At 43.9% G+C, this 16200-nt stretch carries 15 protein-coding genes; 5 read left to right on the forward strand and 10 right to left on the reverse strand.

The genetic code is table 11. The annotated features are described in order from the left end of the window. Nucleotides 1-256: 256 nt before the first annotated feature. The gene (locus H513_RS0101515; RefSeq protein ID WP_026799112.1) at nt 257-778 is read right to left on the reverse strand and encodes an acyl-CoA thioesterase; all 522 of its coding nucleotides are present in this window, start codon (nt 776-778) and stop codon (nt 257-259) included. 131 nt (nt 779-909) lie between these two features. After that, a complete protein-coding gene (locus H513_RS0101520) occupies nt 910-2814 on the reverse strand; it encodes an ABC transporter ATP-binding protein (protein WP_026799113.1) in 1905 nt (634 codons plus the stop codon). Between the two features lie 218 nt (nt 2815-3032). Here H513_RS0101520 and H513_RS0101525 point away from each other — a divergent pair, with 218 nt between their 5' ends. Beyond that, nucleotides 3033-4001, forward strand: coding sequence for a GGDEF domain-containing protein (locus tag H513_RS0101525; protein ID WP_026799114.1), 969 nt, complete (start codon nt 3033-3035; stop codon nt 3999-4001). 113 nt (nt 4002-4114) lie between these two features. Further along, on the forward strand, nt 4115-4783 hold the full coding sequence (locus H513_RS0101530; protein ID WP_026799115.1) for a type 1 glutamine amidotransferase domain-containing protein: 669 nt from the start codon (nt 4115-4117) through the stop codon (nt 4781-4783). Nucleotides 4784-4809: 26 nt separating this feature from the next. On the opposite strand, the gene H513_RS0101535 is transcribed toward H513_RS0101530, so the two are convergent. Both H513_RS0101535 and H513_RS0101540 read right to left on the reverse strand, forming a co-directional pair. Then, the gene (locus H513_RS0101535) at nt 4810-6165 is read right to left on the reverse strand and encodes a sensor histidine kinase (RefSeq protein ID WP_026799116.1); all 1356 of its coding nucleotides are present in this window, start codon (nt 6163-6165) and stop codon (nt 4810-4812) included. Continuing rightward, a complete protein-coding gene (locus H513_RS0101540) occupies nt 6162-6857 on the reverse strand; it encodes a response regulator transcription factor (RefSeq protein WP_026799117.1) in 696 nt (231 codons plus the stop codon). Before H513_RS0101540 ends, H513_RS0101535 begins: the two co-directional genes overlap by 4 nt. 177 nt (nt 6858-7034) lie before the next feature. Between H513_RS0101540 and H513_RS19420 the strand changes: the two genes are divergently transcribed. Both H513_RS19420 and H513_RS0101550 read left to right on the forward strand, forming a co-directional pair. Then, nucleotides 7035-8351 (forward strand): S1C family serine protease, encoded by a 1317-nt coding sequence (locus tag H513_RS19420; RefSeq protein WP_081658127.1) that lies wholly within the window; start codon nt 7035-7037, stop codon nt 8349-8351. A 21-nt stretch (nt 8352-8372) separates the two neighbouring features. Then, entirely contained in the window at nt 8373-9224 is an 852-nt protein-coding gene (locus tag H513_RS0101550; protein ID WP_026799118.1) for a peptidylprolyl isomerase, read from the forward strand. Between the two features lie 279 nt (nt 9225-9503). Here H513_RS0101550 and H513_RS0101555 read toward each other — a convergent pair whose 3' ends face one another. Both H513_RS0101555 and H513_RS0101560 read right to left on the reverse strand, forming a co-directional pair. Then, entirely contained in the window at nt 9504-10931 is a 1428-nt protein-coding gene (locus tag H513_RS0101555; RefSeq protein ID WP_231572048.1) for an alanine/glycine:cation symporter family protein, read from the reverse strand. 257 nt (nt 10932-11188) lie between these two features. After that, complete coding sequence (locus tag H513_RS0101560; protein WP_026799120.1) at nt 11189-12169, reverse strand: NAD(P)/FAD-dependent oxidoreductase; 981 nt, start codon at nt 12167-12169, stop codon at nt 11189-11191. A 124-nt stretch (nt 12170-12293) separates the two neighbouring features. On the opposite strand from H513_RS0101560, the gene H513_RS21410 reads away from it, so the two are divergent. Next, complete coding sequence (locus H513_RS21410; RefSeq protein WP_154655156.1) at nt 12294-12431, forward strand: hypothetical protein; 138 nt, start codon at nt 12294-12296, stop codon at nt 12429-12431. Nucleotides 12432-12465: 34 nt separating this feature from the next. Here H513_RS21410 and H513_RS0101570 read toward each other — a convergent pair whose 3' ends face one another. The 4 genes from H513_RS0101570 to H513_RS0101585 all read right to left on the reverse strand — a co-directional run bounded on the left by H513_RS0101570 (nt 12466) and on the right by H513_RS0101585 (nt 16158). Further along, nucleotides 12466-13851 carry an MATE family efflux transporter gene (locus H513_RS0101570; protein ID WP_026799121.1) on the reverse strand — a complete coding sequence of 462 codons (1386 nt, stop codon included), beginning with the start codon at nt 13849-13851 and terminating at the stop codon, nt 12466-12468. Nucleotides 13852-13871: 20 nt separating this feature from the next. Further along, a complete protein-coding gene (locus tag H513_RS0101575) occupies nt 13872-14312 on the reverse strand; it encodes a MarR family winged helix-turn-helix transcriptional regulator (RefSeq protein ID WP_026799122.1) in 441 nt (146 codons plus the stop codon). Between the two features lie 152 nt (nt 14313-14464). Next, on the reverse strand, nt 14465-14998 hold the full coding sequence (locus tag H513_RS0101580) for a transcription repressor NadR (protein ID WP_026799123.1): 534 nt from the start codon (nt 14996-14998) through the stop codon (nt 14465-14467). A gap of 38 nt (nt 14999-15036) precedes the next feature. Next, complete coding sequence (locus H513_RS0101585) at nt 15037-16158, reverse strand: IscS subfamily cysteine desulfurase (protein ID WP_026799124.1); 1122 nt, start codon at nt 16156-16158, stop codon at nt 15037-15039. Nucleotides 16159-16200: the final 42 nt, after the last annotated feature.

The raw sequence follows: 16200 nt of genomic DNA on the forward strand, positions 1-16200 counted from the left end.
AAAAAAGACTCCCTTGCTTTAGATGCTAGGGGGTCTTTCCAACTTCTAGAGAAATCCCGTGTTTTTCTGCAAGCTTGTTTTGTGTGGGTCGTGCGGGCGAATACCACTCGCTTTCCGCGGACGAACGCCCGAGCCTCCTCGTGAAAACCCACACTGCGGGGTCTCGGACCGCCCGTTTTTCCGCAGGAGTCTCCTGGTATTAGCCCGCCCTTCACCTAAAAAAACTCCCTTGCTATACACGCAAGGGAGTCTTTCTCTAACCTTTTCTATGCCACGGAAATTCTGTTCCAAATCGTTTCGAGAACTCTTTTGATTCGTCACGACGCTCTTTACGTTGCTGTGCTCGACGAGGTGCGCCTTCATGTAACCATATTTCTTCTTCCGTTTCTGGTTTCACACAAGGAACAGAAACTGGTTTACTATTCTCGTCAACCGCTACCATAGTTAGGAACGCAGTCGCGCAAATATGTCGTTCACCTGTTAATAAGTCTTCCGTAATGGCTTTAACGAACACTTCCATAGACGTTGTTCTTGTATACGTTACGAAAGCTTCTAAACAAATGGCATGTCCTTGGTAAATCGGGTGGAGAAAATCGACCGAATCTGTAGATGCCGTGACGACATTCCTTCTAGCATGACGCGTAGCTGCAATAGCTGCTACATCATCCATGTACGCCATTAGACGTCCACCAAAGAGAGTACCATGGTTGTTCGTATCAGACGGGAGTACATGAGAATTCTTAATGACCAATGAATCTACACAACGTTTATCTTCCATCTTGTTCCATCCTCCAATGCATCGTTCATCGTTGTACATAAGATTATTTGCATGATGTCATGAAAAACTTAACTATCTAATGTTATTCTATATTAAATTTCCTGCACACACAGAGTTTAAACAAAATGAAATTAAGAATTTTGTTCTTCTACGATGGCAGACAGCTCTTCCCATCGCTCCATCGTACGTTCTAGTTGCTCCTCAACTTGCTGTTGCTCATCAAATAATTCTTGCGCCTTCACGGCATCGCTACCTGTCTCCGTAATCTCATGCTGGATCTCTTCATAGCGTAATTCAAGTTGTTCAATCTCATCCTCAATCGTATTCCATTCCTGTTGCTCTTTATAGGAAAGTTTACGCTTTCGGTTTCGATGATGAGGAGATTCTTTTCGTTCTTCCTTCGCCTGTTGACGCTGAAAGGCCAATGCTTGTTGGTCTTCTTCTCGTTTCACATCCATATACTCGGAATAATTGCCCTGGAACCGTCTTGTCTGGCCATTGCCCTCGAATGCAATCAAGTGATCCGTTACCTTATCAAGGAAGTATCGGTCGTGAGAAATGGTAATCACAACGCCTGGGAATGCATCCAAATAGCTCTCAAGTACGGATAGCGTTTGCGTATCCAAGTCGTTCGTCGGCTCATCGAGGAAGAGTACGTTCGGTTCCTGCATTAATACGCGCAGTAAGTACAAACGTTTACGTTCTCCCCCTGATAATTTAGAAATATAGGACCACTGCATCGAACGAGGAAACATAAACTTCTCAAGCATCTGCTCAGCCGTAATCTGATCCCCTTCCGCGGTATACACCACTTCAGCTTCCTCTTTAATGTATTCAATAACGCGTAAATTCTCATCCATATCACGATGGTCTTGTGTGTAGTATCCGATCTTAACCGTTTGACCCACACGAATTTCCCCATCATCTGGCTCTATACGGCCTGCCATCATATTAAGTAGAGTCGTCTTTCCACTTCCATTCGGACCAATGATACCTAGACGCTCTCCCGGTGTCACCAAATAGGAGAAGCCTTGAATAATACGAGAACCGTCGAATGATTTCGACACGTCTTCAAGTTCAATTACATCGTTCCCAAGACGTGTAGAACCGATAGCAATTTCAACGGAATCCTCAGAAGTTTGGAACGATTTCTCTTTCAACTCTTCTGCACGTTCTTTTCGCGCTTTTTGCTTCGTCCCTCTAGCCTTCGGGCCTCGTTGCAGCCATGCTAATTCACGCTTCAGAAGGTTTTGATGCTTCTGCTCTTCCTGGCGTTCTTGTTCTTCACGTTCTGCTTTCTTATATAGGAAAGTCTCATAGTTTCCTTCGTATGAATACAAGTTCCCCTTATCCAGTTCAAAGATTGTGTTCGTAACACGATTAAGGAAGTAACGATCGTGAGTCACAACAATAAGCGAACCCCGATACTGGGCTAAGAAACTCTCGAGCCATTCTATTGTTTCATTGTCTAAATGGTTCGTTGGCTCATCTAAGATAAGCAAATCCGCTGGTTGTATAAGCGCTTTTGCAATGGCCACTCGCTTCTTTTGGCCTCCTGATAGTTCTCCAACCTTTTGGCCATACGTAGAGATGCCTAGTTGGGTGAGCACCGTTTTAGCGACGGTGTTTGCATCCCACGCATCTGTTTCATCCATACGTTGCTGCGAACGAAACAAAGCCTCTTGCATTCGTTCGTCTTCTGGTGCTTGCTCTAACTCTTTCAATGATTGTTCATACTGTCTCATGACACGCATGATTTCGGAATCGCCATAATAGATTTGTTCAAGCACCGTCAACTCATCGTCTAGTTCCGGCTCTTGCGGGGAATATTCAATATGAAACTGCTTAGCGTGGTCAATTTCACCACGTTCTGGAGTATCTACTCCAGCAATAATCTTCAATAAAGAGGACTTACCAGTGCCATTCACACCAATTAATCCAATCCGTTGATTTCGTTCAATATGAAATGAGATTTCGTTAAATAACGTTTTATCTCCGTACGATTGATACAACTGCTGTGCAGACAATATACTCATCTACAAACTCACCTTTCTTCCTGCGAACTCGTCGGTATGTTCTCCTATCATAACAGTTTCGCTCTCCTTTGTAACAGGAACGAGCCAAACTAGCCTTTTGGCTACCTTCGTTACATTTACATAATCTTAACTAACCTAAACCTTCACACCTTTTTCGATTTCAGATACTATTTATGTAGCAAGACAAAAGTCCTGCCCACTTTGGAAGGAATGTTTCTATGCTTACCTATATTGGAGAAATAGCTGAGAAAGTCCCCTTCATACATAAATGCAAGTTCAGCTCTGACGTGAATGTCATATTCGAATCAAGCCGTAAGCTAGAAGGTGTTGTCATCCATGATGATGACGATAAGATTGTCGGCCTTGTCATGAAGGTGAAATTCTATCAAAAACTTGCCGGGAAGTATGGATTTGATTTATTCATGGGGCGACCTGTTGAACTCGTAATGGACGACCAACCCCTTGTAATTGATTATTTCACCCCGATTACAGATGTGAGTACGTTAGCTGTAGAGCGGGAACAAGACAATATGTATGACTATGTGATTATTGAGAAAGACAGTCATTTCTATGGGATTGTCAGTATAAAGGATCTGCTTCAAACGTTCGCCGAAATTCAAACGTATATGGCCCGCTACTCCAACCCCCTAACCGGATTGCCTGGGAATACGCTTATTGAAGAGCAACTTACGAACATCCTCCAACGAGCACAGTATAGTGTTCTCTACTTTGACTTGAATCACTTCAAGACATACAACGACACATATGGATTCAAACAAGGCGATTGCCTGCTTCGGGAAACAGCGAGTTTACTACAGAAGCGGGTTGGAAATGAAAACGGTTCCTTTCTTGGGCACATTGGTGGTGATGATTTCATCGGTATTCTTCCTCATCACAATTTCAAACACTATTGCGAATGCATCATCCATGATTTCTCTAAACTTGTTCATACGTTTTACCGGAAAGATGATTTAAAACGTGGGTACTTATTTGCCAAGAATCGCAACAACGAATTTGTCAGAACACCGCTCGTCTCGATTGCCATCGCCGTGATTACAAACCGAAGATCAACGTATGAGACGAGCGATGAATTAAGTGAGCTCGCGTCTTCTATTAAAGCGCTATGTAAGCAATATCCACATAGTTACTATATCGCAGACGCACCTAAGACACTTACATACATGTAAGCAAATCAATTCACGCTCCTGATTCAGTATGATATAACGTACATGTAACCCATTCATATGAATGAGTACTTGCGGTCATACTAGACTGAATTTGATTCCAATTAGGAGGATGAATGATGAGTACAAAACGCGTTCTTATGGTCGTAACTAACCACACAGAAATTACAGCTGACCACAAAACAGGACTTTGGCTTGAGGAGTTTGCAGTACCTTACAACTTACTTAAGGCTGAAGGATACGACGTGAAAGTCACAAGTATTCAAGGCGGTAAGGTAGCGCTTGACCCAAATAGCATTCCTGAAGAACAGAATGAAGAATGGGCAGAAGCAGAAAAAGAACTAGAAAATACAGCACAACTATCGAAAGAAGATGCACAAGGATTCGAGGGTATTTTCCTTCCAGGTGGACATGGTACAATGTTCGACTTCCCTGAGAGCGAAACCTTGCAATATGTACTTCAACACTTTGCCGAAGACCAAAAAGCAATCGGCTCTGTCTGCCACGGTCCATCTGGTCTTGTAAACGCAACGTACAAAGACGGCACTCCGATCGTTAAAGGCAAGAAAGTGAGCGGATTTACAGATTCTGAAGAACAAGACATGGGACTTGTTGAGAATATGCCGTTCCTTCTAGAGACGAAACTACGTGAGAAAGGCGCACTCTTCCAAGCAGGAGACAACTGGGCCGTTCATGCTGTACGCGATGGTAAGCTAGCTACAGGTCAAAACCCTCAATCTAGTGAAGCAACAGCTAAACACTTTATCGATGCTTTAAACGAATAACACAATAAATAGAGCGCAGTCGTACGTTATTCCGTACGACTGCGCTCTTCTTTAACGATTGGGAAAGAAAGCTGAAATACAGCCCCCTCTTTATTATTAAAGGCTTCAATACGCCCTTGGCTTCGTTCAACAATCGCTCTTGAAATAGCAAGCCCAAGACCTGTTTCTCCATCTTTCCCTTTCATAAATCGATGGAACAATTGATGCATGACGTCTTCTGATATTCCATCTCCGTCATCTTGAATTTGAAATACAATCCATTCCTTTCTACGAAACGTCGATAGCTCAACGTACGTCGTAGCATGGCGAATGCCGTTCGTCACAACATTCATTAAAGCTTGTAGAAGTTTCTCCTCATCTACAGAAAGCGAAAGTTCCTCATCCACACGAAGAAGAAGAGAAATGCCCTTTTCATTTGCAACTGGTACGACACGCTCCTCTGTTCGTTGAAGCAGTTCTACGTTCGTCATAATGGTCGGGTGATACAAATCTTCCTCACTGTCGAGTTTCGCGAGGAGAATAATTTCATTAACAATCTTCTTCAGCCGCTCACTTTCGTTTACGATAACCGTTAGCCCGCGGTCTGCGCTGTCTTCTGTAAATATTCCATCCCGAATCCCTTCCGCATACCCTTGAATGGACATTAAAGGGGTCTTCAGTTCGTGGGAAGCGTTTTGGAAGAATTGCTTTTGAGTTCGAATATAGCGTTCCAATTCTTGTGCCATATCCATGACTGTCTGCTCTACTTCTCCGATTTCCCCACTTGCTCCAATCTTCTCCACAGCCGTGAATTGACGCTTTTCAATTTTCTTCAACTCTTTCTTCAACTTCGTTAGCGGGGTGACAAAGCGTTTCGTCAGTAGATAACTAAAGGCAATTGCCACTGCTATCCCGATAAGAAAGACAAATGCCATCCTTCCAGCAAAGAGAGCCTGAAGAGAACGAAGCTGTTCAATTGGCGTAGCGAGAACCATCACATACTTTTGACTCCTCGTCTGGTATGTCAATGGAGATATGACGAAGTCACCTTCCTCACTCTCATACAACCCTCCTAATCCTACATTCGATTGTATATCTCCTGCAATTTGTTGAGCGACATCACGCTCAAGCGTTGTGGGTTGCACAATTTGTTCATTCTGGATGTCATAGAACATCAGCTGAAATTCGTTGTCCTGTATAAGTCGGGCAAACTGTTCATTACGAGCGAAATAGTTCTCTTCATTAATGATGTTCACAAGTAGTTGCCCTTTTAAGTTTAATTCCTTACGCTCTTCTTCGACTAAGATATCAAAGAGAAGCGTGTAGACAAAGAAGGCCGTTGCCGACATGATAATGACTAATAAGGCGGTAAAAGCCGCATTCAACTGGTAGAGTAATTTCATCGTTCTCCGCCTTGCTCTCTTAATCGGTACCCATAACCCCAAACCGTTTCAATAGGGATATCCGGCATCTTCTTGCGTATTCGCTTTACAAGGTCATCTACAGCACGATCGCTTCCGAAGTAGTCTTCCCCCCAGACACGGTCCAACAACTCCTCACGCGAGTATGCACGATTCAACTGTTCAATAAGAATGGAAAGCAGCTCAAATTCTTTCGATGTCACTTCAACCTCTTCCTCTTGCCAAAATACCCGACGCTCATTTGGGTCCAATCGGAGTAAGCCGTTGCCATACACACCTTGTCCCTCCGAAGATTGCTTTGTTTTCTCGTAGGCCTGCCATCGCTTCACATGTCGATTGACACGAGCGACAAGTTCCCGAGGACTGAATGGCTTTGTAATGTAGTCATCTCCTCCGAGTTCAAGTCCAAGCACACGGTCTACCTCTTCATCTCGCGCTGAAATGATAATGATAGGAACTTCAGATTCCTCTCGTATTCTCTTACAGAGCTCGTATCCACTCATTCCAGGAAGCATAATATCCAAGATCCATAAATCTGGCGGATGAGACTCCCACAATGACCACCCTTCCTCTGCAGTTTCCATTAACGTAACTTCATAGCCTTCTTTCTCTAAGTAGGCGTTCACAATATCTCGTATGTGTTGGTCATCTTCCACTACCGCTATTCGTTGCATCTTCAATCATCATCCTTCACTGTCGTTTCTTCTTCTATTGTGCCATAGACTGAACAACACTTCTAAATGACGTCCATCGTATTCCACACTTTTTACACATTTATGCCAAACGTATGCCGCACCTTCTCCCTACAATAAAAATTACACAACGAACACAACAAAAGGGAGGATTGACACATGAGCTTCCATCGTAAAGATGGCCATCAAGAGCACGAACGGGAAGAATCGCTTACCCATCACGATTCAACTAGCAGTCATGAATCACACACATACAACCACCAACAAAAAAATCGTGAGCAAAAAAGTTATTTTCAATGGCTTATCCGCTTTACAACAAGCGCACTCATTGTGACCGTATTGCTACTTGGCGCAACACTCGCACTCTTTAAATTCGATCTATTATCAAGTCCAAACAGCAACGCTACTTCACAATCAAGCAATTCGTCGAACCAAGTTGGCAATGTGGTGCAAACATCTGTGAAGTCAGATATTAGCTCCGCAGTAGAAGGGGTTCAAGATGCTGTTGTCGGCGTTGTTAACATTCAGCAGCAACAGCAAGGTCTCTTTAACTCTGATAGCAGTCAGCAAAATGCAGGCACCGGTTCAGGAGTCATCTACAAGAAAGAAGACGGCCACGCCTATATCGTGACCAATCATCACGTCGTAGAAGATGCCGCTTCGGTTGAGATTGTTCTGAGCGATGACACAAGAGTCGAGGCCGAGCTGCTTGGCAGCGATGTATTAACAGACTTAGCTGTTCTTAAGATTGACGGTAGCAACGTAGATACAGTAGCCTCCTTTGCTTCTTCAGACAACGTACAAGTCGGAGAACCAGCTATCGCCATCGGCAATCCCCTTGGCCTTGAATTCTCTGGCTCTGTCACACAAGGAATCATCAGTGGATTGGAACGTACCGTGCCTGTTGACCTCAATCAAGACGGCGCAAAAGACTGGCAATCAGAAGTCATTCAGACGGATGCCGCTATTAACCCAGGGAACAGCGGAGGGGCTCTTATTAATATCAACGGAGAAGTCATTGGCATTAATTCAATGAAGATCTCTTCTTCACAAGTAGAAGGAATTGGATTCGCCATTCCTAGTGCAGCTGCCCTTCCAATTATCGAAGACCTCGAAACAGAAGGGAAAGTGGTACGCCCACACATCGGGATTGGTACTGTAAATGTATCTGAAGTCCCAGCGAACCAACTAAAGCAGGAGATTAACTTACCACAAGACATATCAGCCGGAGTCCTAATCGCAGAGGTACAACCAAATTCACCCGCCAATCAAGCAGGGTTACAAAAGTACGACACCATTGTCGCCATTGACAACGAAGAGGTCACTTCTTTAATTGACTTAAGAAAATACGTCTATGAAGAAAAGAATATCGGAGACTCTGTAAATCTAACGTTCTACCGAGATGGCGAAAAACAAACAACTACATTAGAACTGGCAGAAGAGCAATCTACAAAGTCCCAAGCTGTTCCACAATAATAGAATGATAGGATGAAGATGATGAAGCGAACATTGATAGGATTTAGCCTTGGTTTGAGCATTCTCGCCTTATCCGCCTGCACAACAAGTGCAAGCGGAGAGGTAGTTGCAGAGACAAAGAATGGAACAGTTACTGAAGAAGAATTCTACGAAGAACTAAAGAACACATATGGCGCTGAAGTGTTGAAGGAGATGCTCTATGAGAAAGTGCTCAAAAGCCAGTACGAAGTAACGGATGAAGAAGTAACGGCTGAGGTCGACCAGCTTAAAGAAAGTTACGGAGACCAATGGGAATCCGTCCTCGCTCAGAACGGCTATAAAGACGAAGAAGCGTTGAAGGAAGACATAAAGGCTTCTCTGTTGAAAGAAAAAGCAGCCACAGAAGGCATTGAAATTACTGATGAAGAGCTTAAGCAATATTACGAGAACAAGAAGACCGAGCTAGAAGCGAGCCATATTCTAGTAGAAGATGAGGAGACAGCAAAGAAGGTGAAAGAAGAGTTATCAAACGGGGCTGACTTCACTGAACTTGCCTCTGAATACTCTATCGACACCTCCACATCAGAAGCAGGTGGTGAGCTTGGATTCTTCGGAACTGGGGAGATGACCTATGCTTTCGAACAAGCAGCCTACAACCTTGAAACTGACGAGATAAGTGACCCAGTCGAATCTACCTATGGGTATCACATCATTAAAGTCACAGACAAACGTGATCAAGAAGAAGTTGAAATAGGTTCTTATGAAGAAGAGAAAGATGCACTAAAAGACGAACTCATTCAACGCCAAGCGGACACAAACAAGCTTTCTGAAATGATGAATGAAGCAGACATCTCCATTAAATTAAAGGATTTAAAAGAAAAGATTCAATTCTAAGAACACCCTTTCCGATTAAATCAACGTGCATAAAGCAGCATTCCAATTAAGAGGGACCACACCCCCTCTTTTATATAAACATTCCCCCGTTAAGGAGGTGATGCGAACGAAAGGAAGAAGCACCCCCAACAAACAACAAATAGTTAAATAGACGAAACTGGTTAACATATGGGCTGAACATGTTTTCTTTACAGAACTTTGTACATCTGTAAATTCTATAACCTCCTCTTTTTTCGAATACAAAGAAAGCTCGCTCTATTGATAGAGCGAGCTTTCTTCTTATACATTTTGGCTTTGTTGATTAGAATCCCAGTATTCAAGATCATGATTGGTTTCAATGTTATCTTTATGGAAGACAGGGTTTTTACCCGCTTTACGTTGCTTGCGATAATCATTCAATGCCGCTACTGCTACTGGATAAAGTCTAGCAATTGCATACAAGTTGATCAGTGCCATAACGCCCATTGCTAGGTCAGCCATCGTCCATACAACGCTTACCTTCACCATAGCACCGAAGACCACCATCGCTACAACTGCCAGACGATAGAACGTTAATCCAAGCTTCGTATCTTTAATAAACTGAATGTTCGTTTCGCCATAGTAGTAGTTACCCACTACTGAGCTAAATGCGAATAAGAAAATGGCAACTGCAATAAACATGTTCGCCCATTCTCCGACGACAGTACCGAATGCAGCCTGTGTAATTTGAATCCCATCTAAATCTGTATTCATATAAGAAGCAGGTTCACCAGAAGTTAAGATAATGAATGCTGTTGCTGTACAAATTAGAATCGTATCCGTAAATACAGCAAAGGATTGAATTAATCCTTGCTTTACAGGGTGCGTGACTTCAGCAGTCGCAGCCGCGTTTGGCGCACTACCCATACCAGCTTCGTTAGAGAATAGACCACGTTTCACACCCATTAGAATGGCTGCACCAAATCCACCGCCAAGCACTTCTTGAATACCAAATGCGTTCGTTACAATTAGAGCTAGGATGCTTGGAAGTTCTGTGATGTTTAATGCTAAAGCGAAAAATGCCATCACAAGATAAAGAATCGCCATAACCGGGATCAAAATGCCCGTTACACTAGCGACGCGTCGAACTCCACCAAAGATGACGATGGCTGTTAGAACCGCTAGGATGATCGCCATCACAAATTTGTCTGTACCAAACGACTCTCCAAATGCCGCGCGAATCGTATTGGACTGTACCGCATTAAAGACAAGCCCGTACGTAAACGTAATAATAATTGCGAATGTAACACCGAGCTTTCGACTTTTCAGCCCTTTTTCCATGTAATAGGCAGGACCACCACGATAGCTGTCCTTACCAGGCTCTTTGTACACCTGTGCCAATGTACTTTCAATGAAACCAGACGCAGCACCAACCAGTGCGATGATCCACATCCAGAATACAGCTCCAGGTCCACCTAACGCTACAGCTGACGCTACACCAGCCAGGTTCCCTGTACCAACACGCGACGCTACACTCATCGTGAATGCTTGGAACGGAGCCGTTCCTTTCTTACTTGCTTTCATGGAGTCTTTCTCAAATAAGACTCGAATCATTTCGCCAAAATAGGAAAATTGAACAAACTTCGTCTTAATGGTGAAGAAGAGTCCAATTCCAATTAGGACGGCAATCAGTACGTAAGACCAAATAATATTACTGACCGCACCAATCATTTCTTCAAATCCAGCCACGATTGGCCACCTCCTTGTTTTCTACCCAATACCCATATATTGTCATTCTCAACCTATGCAATTTCATGTAAGGAATAATGACATTCCATGTCGAATTATCTTCATTGGCATTATACACGAAAAACCATGTTGTAGGAATGACCAAGATGTATATTTCTTAAATTACCTTAAACTGGATTGAACCAAATAGAAAAAGCCGACACCCTCTTTAGGATATCGACCTTATGTCAGCTCTTTGTACATCAAGTATATAGGCATTACCCTACAAAGTTCGCAGTCGCCTCCCCAGCTGCTACTCCGGAAAGATACGCACTTTCAACACGAGTACGCAACGTATCGTCATCTTCATGTAAGAAAGAGTCTCCCGCGACATAGAGCGGAAGCGCCTCGTGCACGTTCACACATGGGCGACGTACAACATTGTGTGACTGCGCATACTTCCACCGCTTCAATTGTTCACTAACAATTGTGGCACTCGGAACATACTCTTCTATCTTATACTTTATATAGGTAAGCAGCTCCTCATCCTTCTCTTCAAAGTGATGGTTGGACCATTCCATCTTCATATAAACGCTCACAATCGGTTTCTCAGAGACCCCCTTTAAAGAATGGTCAACAATACGTTCCACACCGTCCGGAAGATTGGTATCTATGTGCCCATCCTCTGAAAACGTAGTTTCGCGATTCAGTTCAAACAGTCCTACAAAGGCAGGTCCTACGTCAATTTGGGATAGTTGACGAAATGTATGACGGTCGTAGGTAATGGAACTAGAGCGAAGAAGCTCGGATGCTTGAGGTGCAGGAGCCGTCAGAATGATTCCGCCTGCCTTTAGCCGCCTCCCATCCTCAAGTTCAACATCAAATCCTCCCGCCCCTTCAATCAACCTTGTCACTTTCGCATTCGGCAATACATTCAATCCTTCAGCGAGTCGCTTCACCAACTGATTCATACCATCAACACTCGTATAACGCCAGTGTGAATCACCGAACCACGGCTTCACCCACCCCTTATCAAGCCACTGTGTGACGTCTTCTTGAAACGATTGCGTTCGAACTGTAAAGAATTGCGCACCATGATCGGCTTTGCCACCGTTGATTCGTCTCGTTGCCAAACGGCCCCCAACCCCTTTACTCTTCTCCACAATACATACATCTTCGACCCCTTTGTCTAGAAGCGTTCTTGCTGCCATTACGCCAGATAAACCACCACCAATGATGATTACCTCATAGGTCTTCACACCAAATTCCTCCTCTTCTACCTTTATTCTATACCCGATTTGTATGAACTTGTCTCGAGGTTTGGAACATTTTCACGTATAACGCTCTACTTGAGACCCAACCTAAGTCGAGGAGGTGAACAGGATGAGGAATGAAGCCAAACCACCAAAGTCACTGTCTTACAACGAAGTAAAGAAGCGATTGGCCGAGAGAGGCGGGAAAGGGACTAAGAAATACAGTCAGACAGATGTAGAGCAAGTAAAACGGGACATCCGTCCATAAAAAAAACCACAGGAGAGCAAGTGCTCTTCTGTGGTTAAGATTGAGGTACCTCCTGATAAACGCCGTCATCTTCCCCCTTCTTAAAGAACAAGTGACGGTCACGGTAAAGAAGTACAACGGTTAAAATAAAGGCTAAACCGTCTGCAATTGGGAAGGCAAGCCAGACTCCCGTGACTCCAAGTCCTCCGATATACGGAAGAATGAGGACAAGAGGGATAAGGAACATAACCTGTCTTGAAATGGAAAGAATTAGAGCGGGCTTAGCTAAACCGAGCGACTGATAAAGCCCTCCACTAATAATTTGCGCTCCAATCACAATAAACGCCATATACATAATCCGAAGGGCGTTTGCTCCTGTTTCAATTGTTGCTTCATCCCCAGTGAAGATCATCATGAAATAGTGAGGGATTACCATCATAACAATAAAGACAATGGTAGACATAACCGTCGCCACCCTCAAACCTAGCCAAATAATCTCTCTAAGCCGAGCGTATTGCTGAGCTCCATAATTGTAGCCAACAATGGGCTGCATCCCCTGAAGCACTCCGAGCATTGGCATAATGGTGAACATTGTCACTTTCTGAACAATCCCGAACACACCAACCTCAAACTGTCCCCCGAAGCGAATGAGCATAGCATTAATGGCAATCATCATGGCACTTCCCCCAACTTGTCGAACGAAGGCAGGCAAGCCAATTCCAATAACCTCCCTCATTAAACGGAAATTTGGGCGAAGGTATTGAAGTCCTACTTGCAACGTGCTCTTTCCAGAAGTAAAGTAGCGTATCACAAGAATGGTTACGGACGCTTGAGAGATCACAGTAGCCAATGAAGCCCCTCTCACACCCATATCAAGACCAAATATAAAAATAGGGTCTAGGATAATGTTTAATATGGCTGGCACAATCATCGTAATCATAGCAAACCGCGCATTTCCCTCTGAACGGATGATATTATTGGATGTAAAGGCGAACGTAAAGAAGATTGAACCGACCATAATCGGGAAAATGTAATCCGTTGCATAGGGCAGCATTTCATCTGTGGCACCGAACAATCGGATGAGTGGTTCCACGAAAGTGAACGCCCCTATAAAGGAAATGACAGATACAGCTATAACCATAATCAGAATGTTTCCAAGAACTTCATTTGCGTCTTCAGCACGATTCGAGCCGAGCCTCCTTGAAATAACAGAAGCTCCCCCAATCCCAACCGCTCCAGATATCGCCATCATGATCATCATGACAGGAAAGCTAATGCTAACACCAGCAACCCCTATAATCCCTACACCTCGTGCAATAAAGATTGTATCTACAACATTGTAGAGCGCCATTACAATCATGCCTATCATAGCAGGCACAGATAACCTCCATAACAACTTAGGAATGGGTTCTGAACCCAAGCGTTCACTTTGCGTTTTCATGTTGCCACCTACTTCCTAGCTTAATTTTTCACGTAAATATTCCCTTGCATCCTCTTCAACCAAGATATCATTACCTTAAGTTCTTCTTCTGAGAAACCCTCTCCAAGTTCCGTCTCCAAGTCGTAAATGACGTGTCGAAGTTTCGTTTCGAGTTGAGTCCCTTTTTGGGAGAGTGTGATAATTTTCGTTCGACGGTCTATATCGCTCGTTCGCTTCTCGATAAGTCCTTTCTTGAGCATTGTTTCAACAATTCCATTTACAGAAGACGCTTTGACGTAAAGCTTTTCCTGCAATTCATTTTGCGTTTGTTCCCCGTTGCTTCTCAGCACATACAGAACTTTCGCTTGGGCCATCGTTACGTCGTATTTTGCCAACTCTTCGTTATATTTATTTCTCAACATGTGGGACACCACATTGATGTGATAACCGACTCGATTCTCTAAATCTTCTATGAAAGACATTTATTTAGCCTCCTAAGTAAATTTCATTATAATTCGTCCTGTAATGTAAGTAAATCTTTTTGCACATCGATTTAATCCAGGATTATACCGGTATAATTTATTTAGGCATCTAAATACAAAAGGAGTAGCCATGAATATGACTACTCCTCCATTTATTGTACGAGAAACCCCGCTTCATCCAACGCACGAATAGCACGGTCAAGATCTTCTTCTGTCCGAGCAGCGATGGTATGCAAGTGAATACCTTCTGTAAGTTCCAATAGATAAGTCGCTCCAGATGCGGCCGCTTTCTCAACGAACGCAGCTACTTCCTTACGGTTATGTAAATGAAGCGATGCTGTTAAATCTCCGTATAAAGGATGTTCAATCGACACATCTTTAACAAGGACACCGTGGTCGACCAGCAGCGTCAATTCTTCAGCTGTCTGCTCTGAAGTGTGGGAACAGACAACACTCCGTTCAAACATAACTGGATCTATTTCATTGCGTATATATAAGTAACCTTGCGAAGTCGCTACGATAGGTTCGTTCTTCGCCTTAAGCAACGACACGTCTCCTACAATTACTTGACGACTCACATTGAATTGCTTGGCAAACTCACTTCCCTTGATTGGTGCTTGAGCTTGCTTGAGCTTGCTCAACAGCCGAGAGCGCCGCTCTTCTCCTAACACTTTTGATTGGCTCATTTCTTGTCGCTCCCTATCTTCATCTTTCAATTAGTTTATCACAGGAAAGCCCGTTCTGCCTGAAGCTTTTCAACCACATTCATAAATGACCGCACGTCTTCAAGCTGTGTTTCTTGGCCAAATGATACACGGATAAACGTTCTAGCTACATGGTCTTCCACTCCCATAGCTTGCATGATACGAGCATTTCCTTCTTTCCCAATGGAACAAGCACTTCCTGTTGAGATTGCAATCCCATGCCGGTTGCATTCCAACATGGCGTATTGACCTTCGATTCCCGGAATGGATAGCCCAATAATTGCATGCTGCTGATGACGAACATGACAAGACCCATATACTACAACTTGATCGCTTAACTCTGAAAGTAGTGCTTCACGAAGCTTCCAATCCTTTTCACCATTTTGTCCGATTCGATCATTCAACCGCTCTGCTGCCGTGATGAACGCCGCAATACCTGGGAGGTCTACTGTACCGGCACGAACGCCAGATTCGTGCCCACTCCCCCTTTTCTCATAGGCTACATTTGAACGCAACAGGAGTGCACCGACCCCCTTAGGCCCATACACTTTATGAGCGGAAAAAGCGGCAGAATGAACACCCTCTAAGATAGGACCAAGTGCTTGCTTCCCAAGCGATTGAACGCAGTCGACATGTAGAAACACTCCATACTCATCACACATGCGGCGGACCTCCTGAATGGGTTGAATAGAACCAATCTCCCCATTCACGTGTTGAAGGATCACCATGGCGACATCGAAATCAAGATATTCATAGAGCTGATTCACATTGATGCGTCCGTCCAAATCCATTGGAACGTAAACTACTTCCATCCCTTCTCTTTGAAGGCGTCCTACTACACAATGAACGGATTCATGCTCTGCCATGGTCGTAATAATCTTCTTTCGATTTGTTGCAGAGGCGAGCGCCCGAATGCCAAGAGCATTACTCTCTGTTCCTCCACTTGTAAAGAAGAGGTCAGAAGAGGGAACAGACAACTGCCTGGCAAGGGTAGCTCGACAAACTTCTAATAATTGAGCACTTTCTGTTCCTCGGTCATGCAAACTTTCCGTATTACCGAAATACTGCCTACTTACTTCGCCATAGACCTGAAGCGCCTCTTCATCTAACGGGCATGTTGAAGCATAATCCAAATAAATCATCTCGTTCCCCCTCATTAATAGAAAACCGATAAAACTCTTGTC

The organism is Pontibacillus halophilus JSM 076056 = DSM 19796 (assembly GCF_000425205.1).
In the GTDB taxonomy this organism is placed as follows: Bacteria; Bacillota; Bacilli; order Bacillales; family BH030062; genus Pontibacillus_A; species Pontibacillus_A halophilus.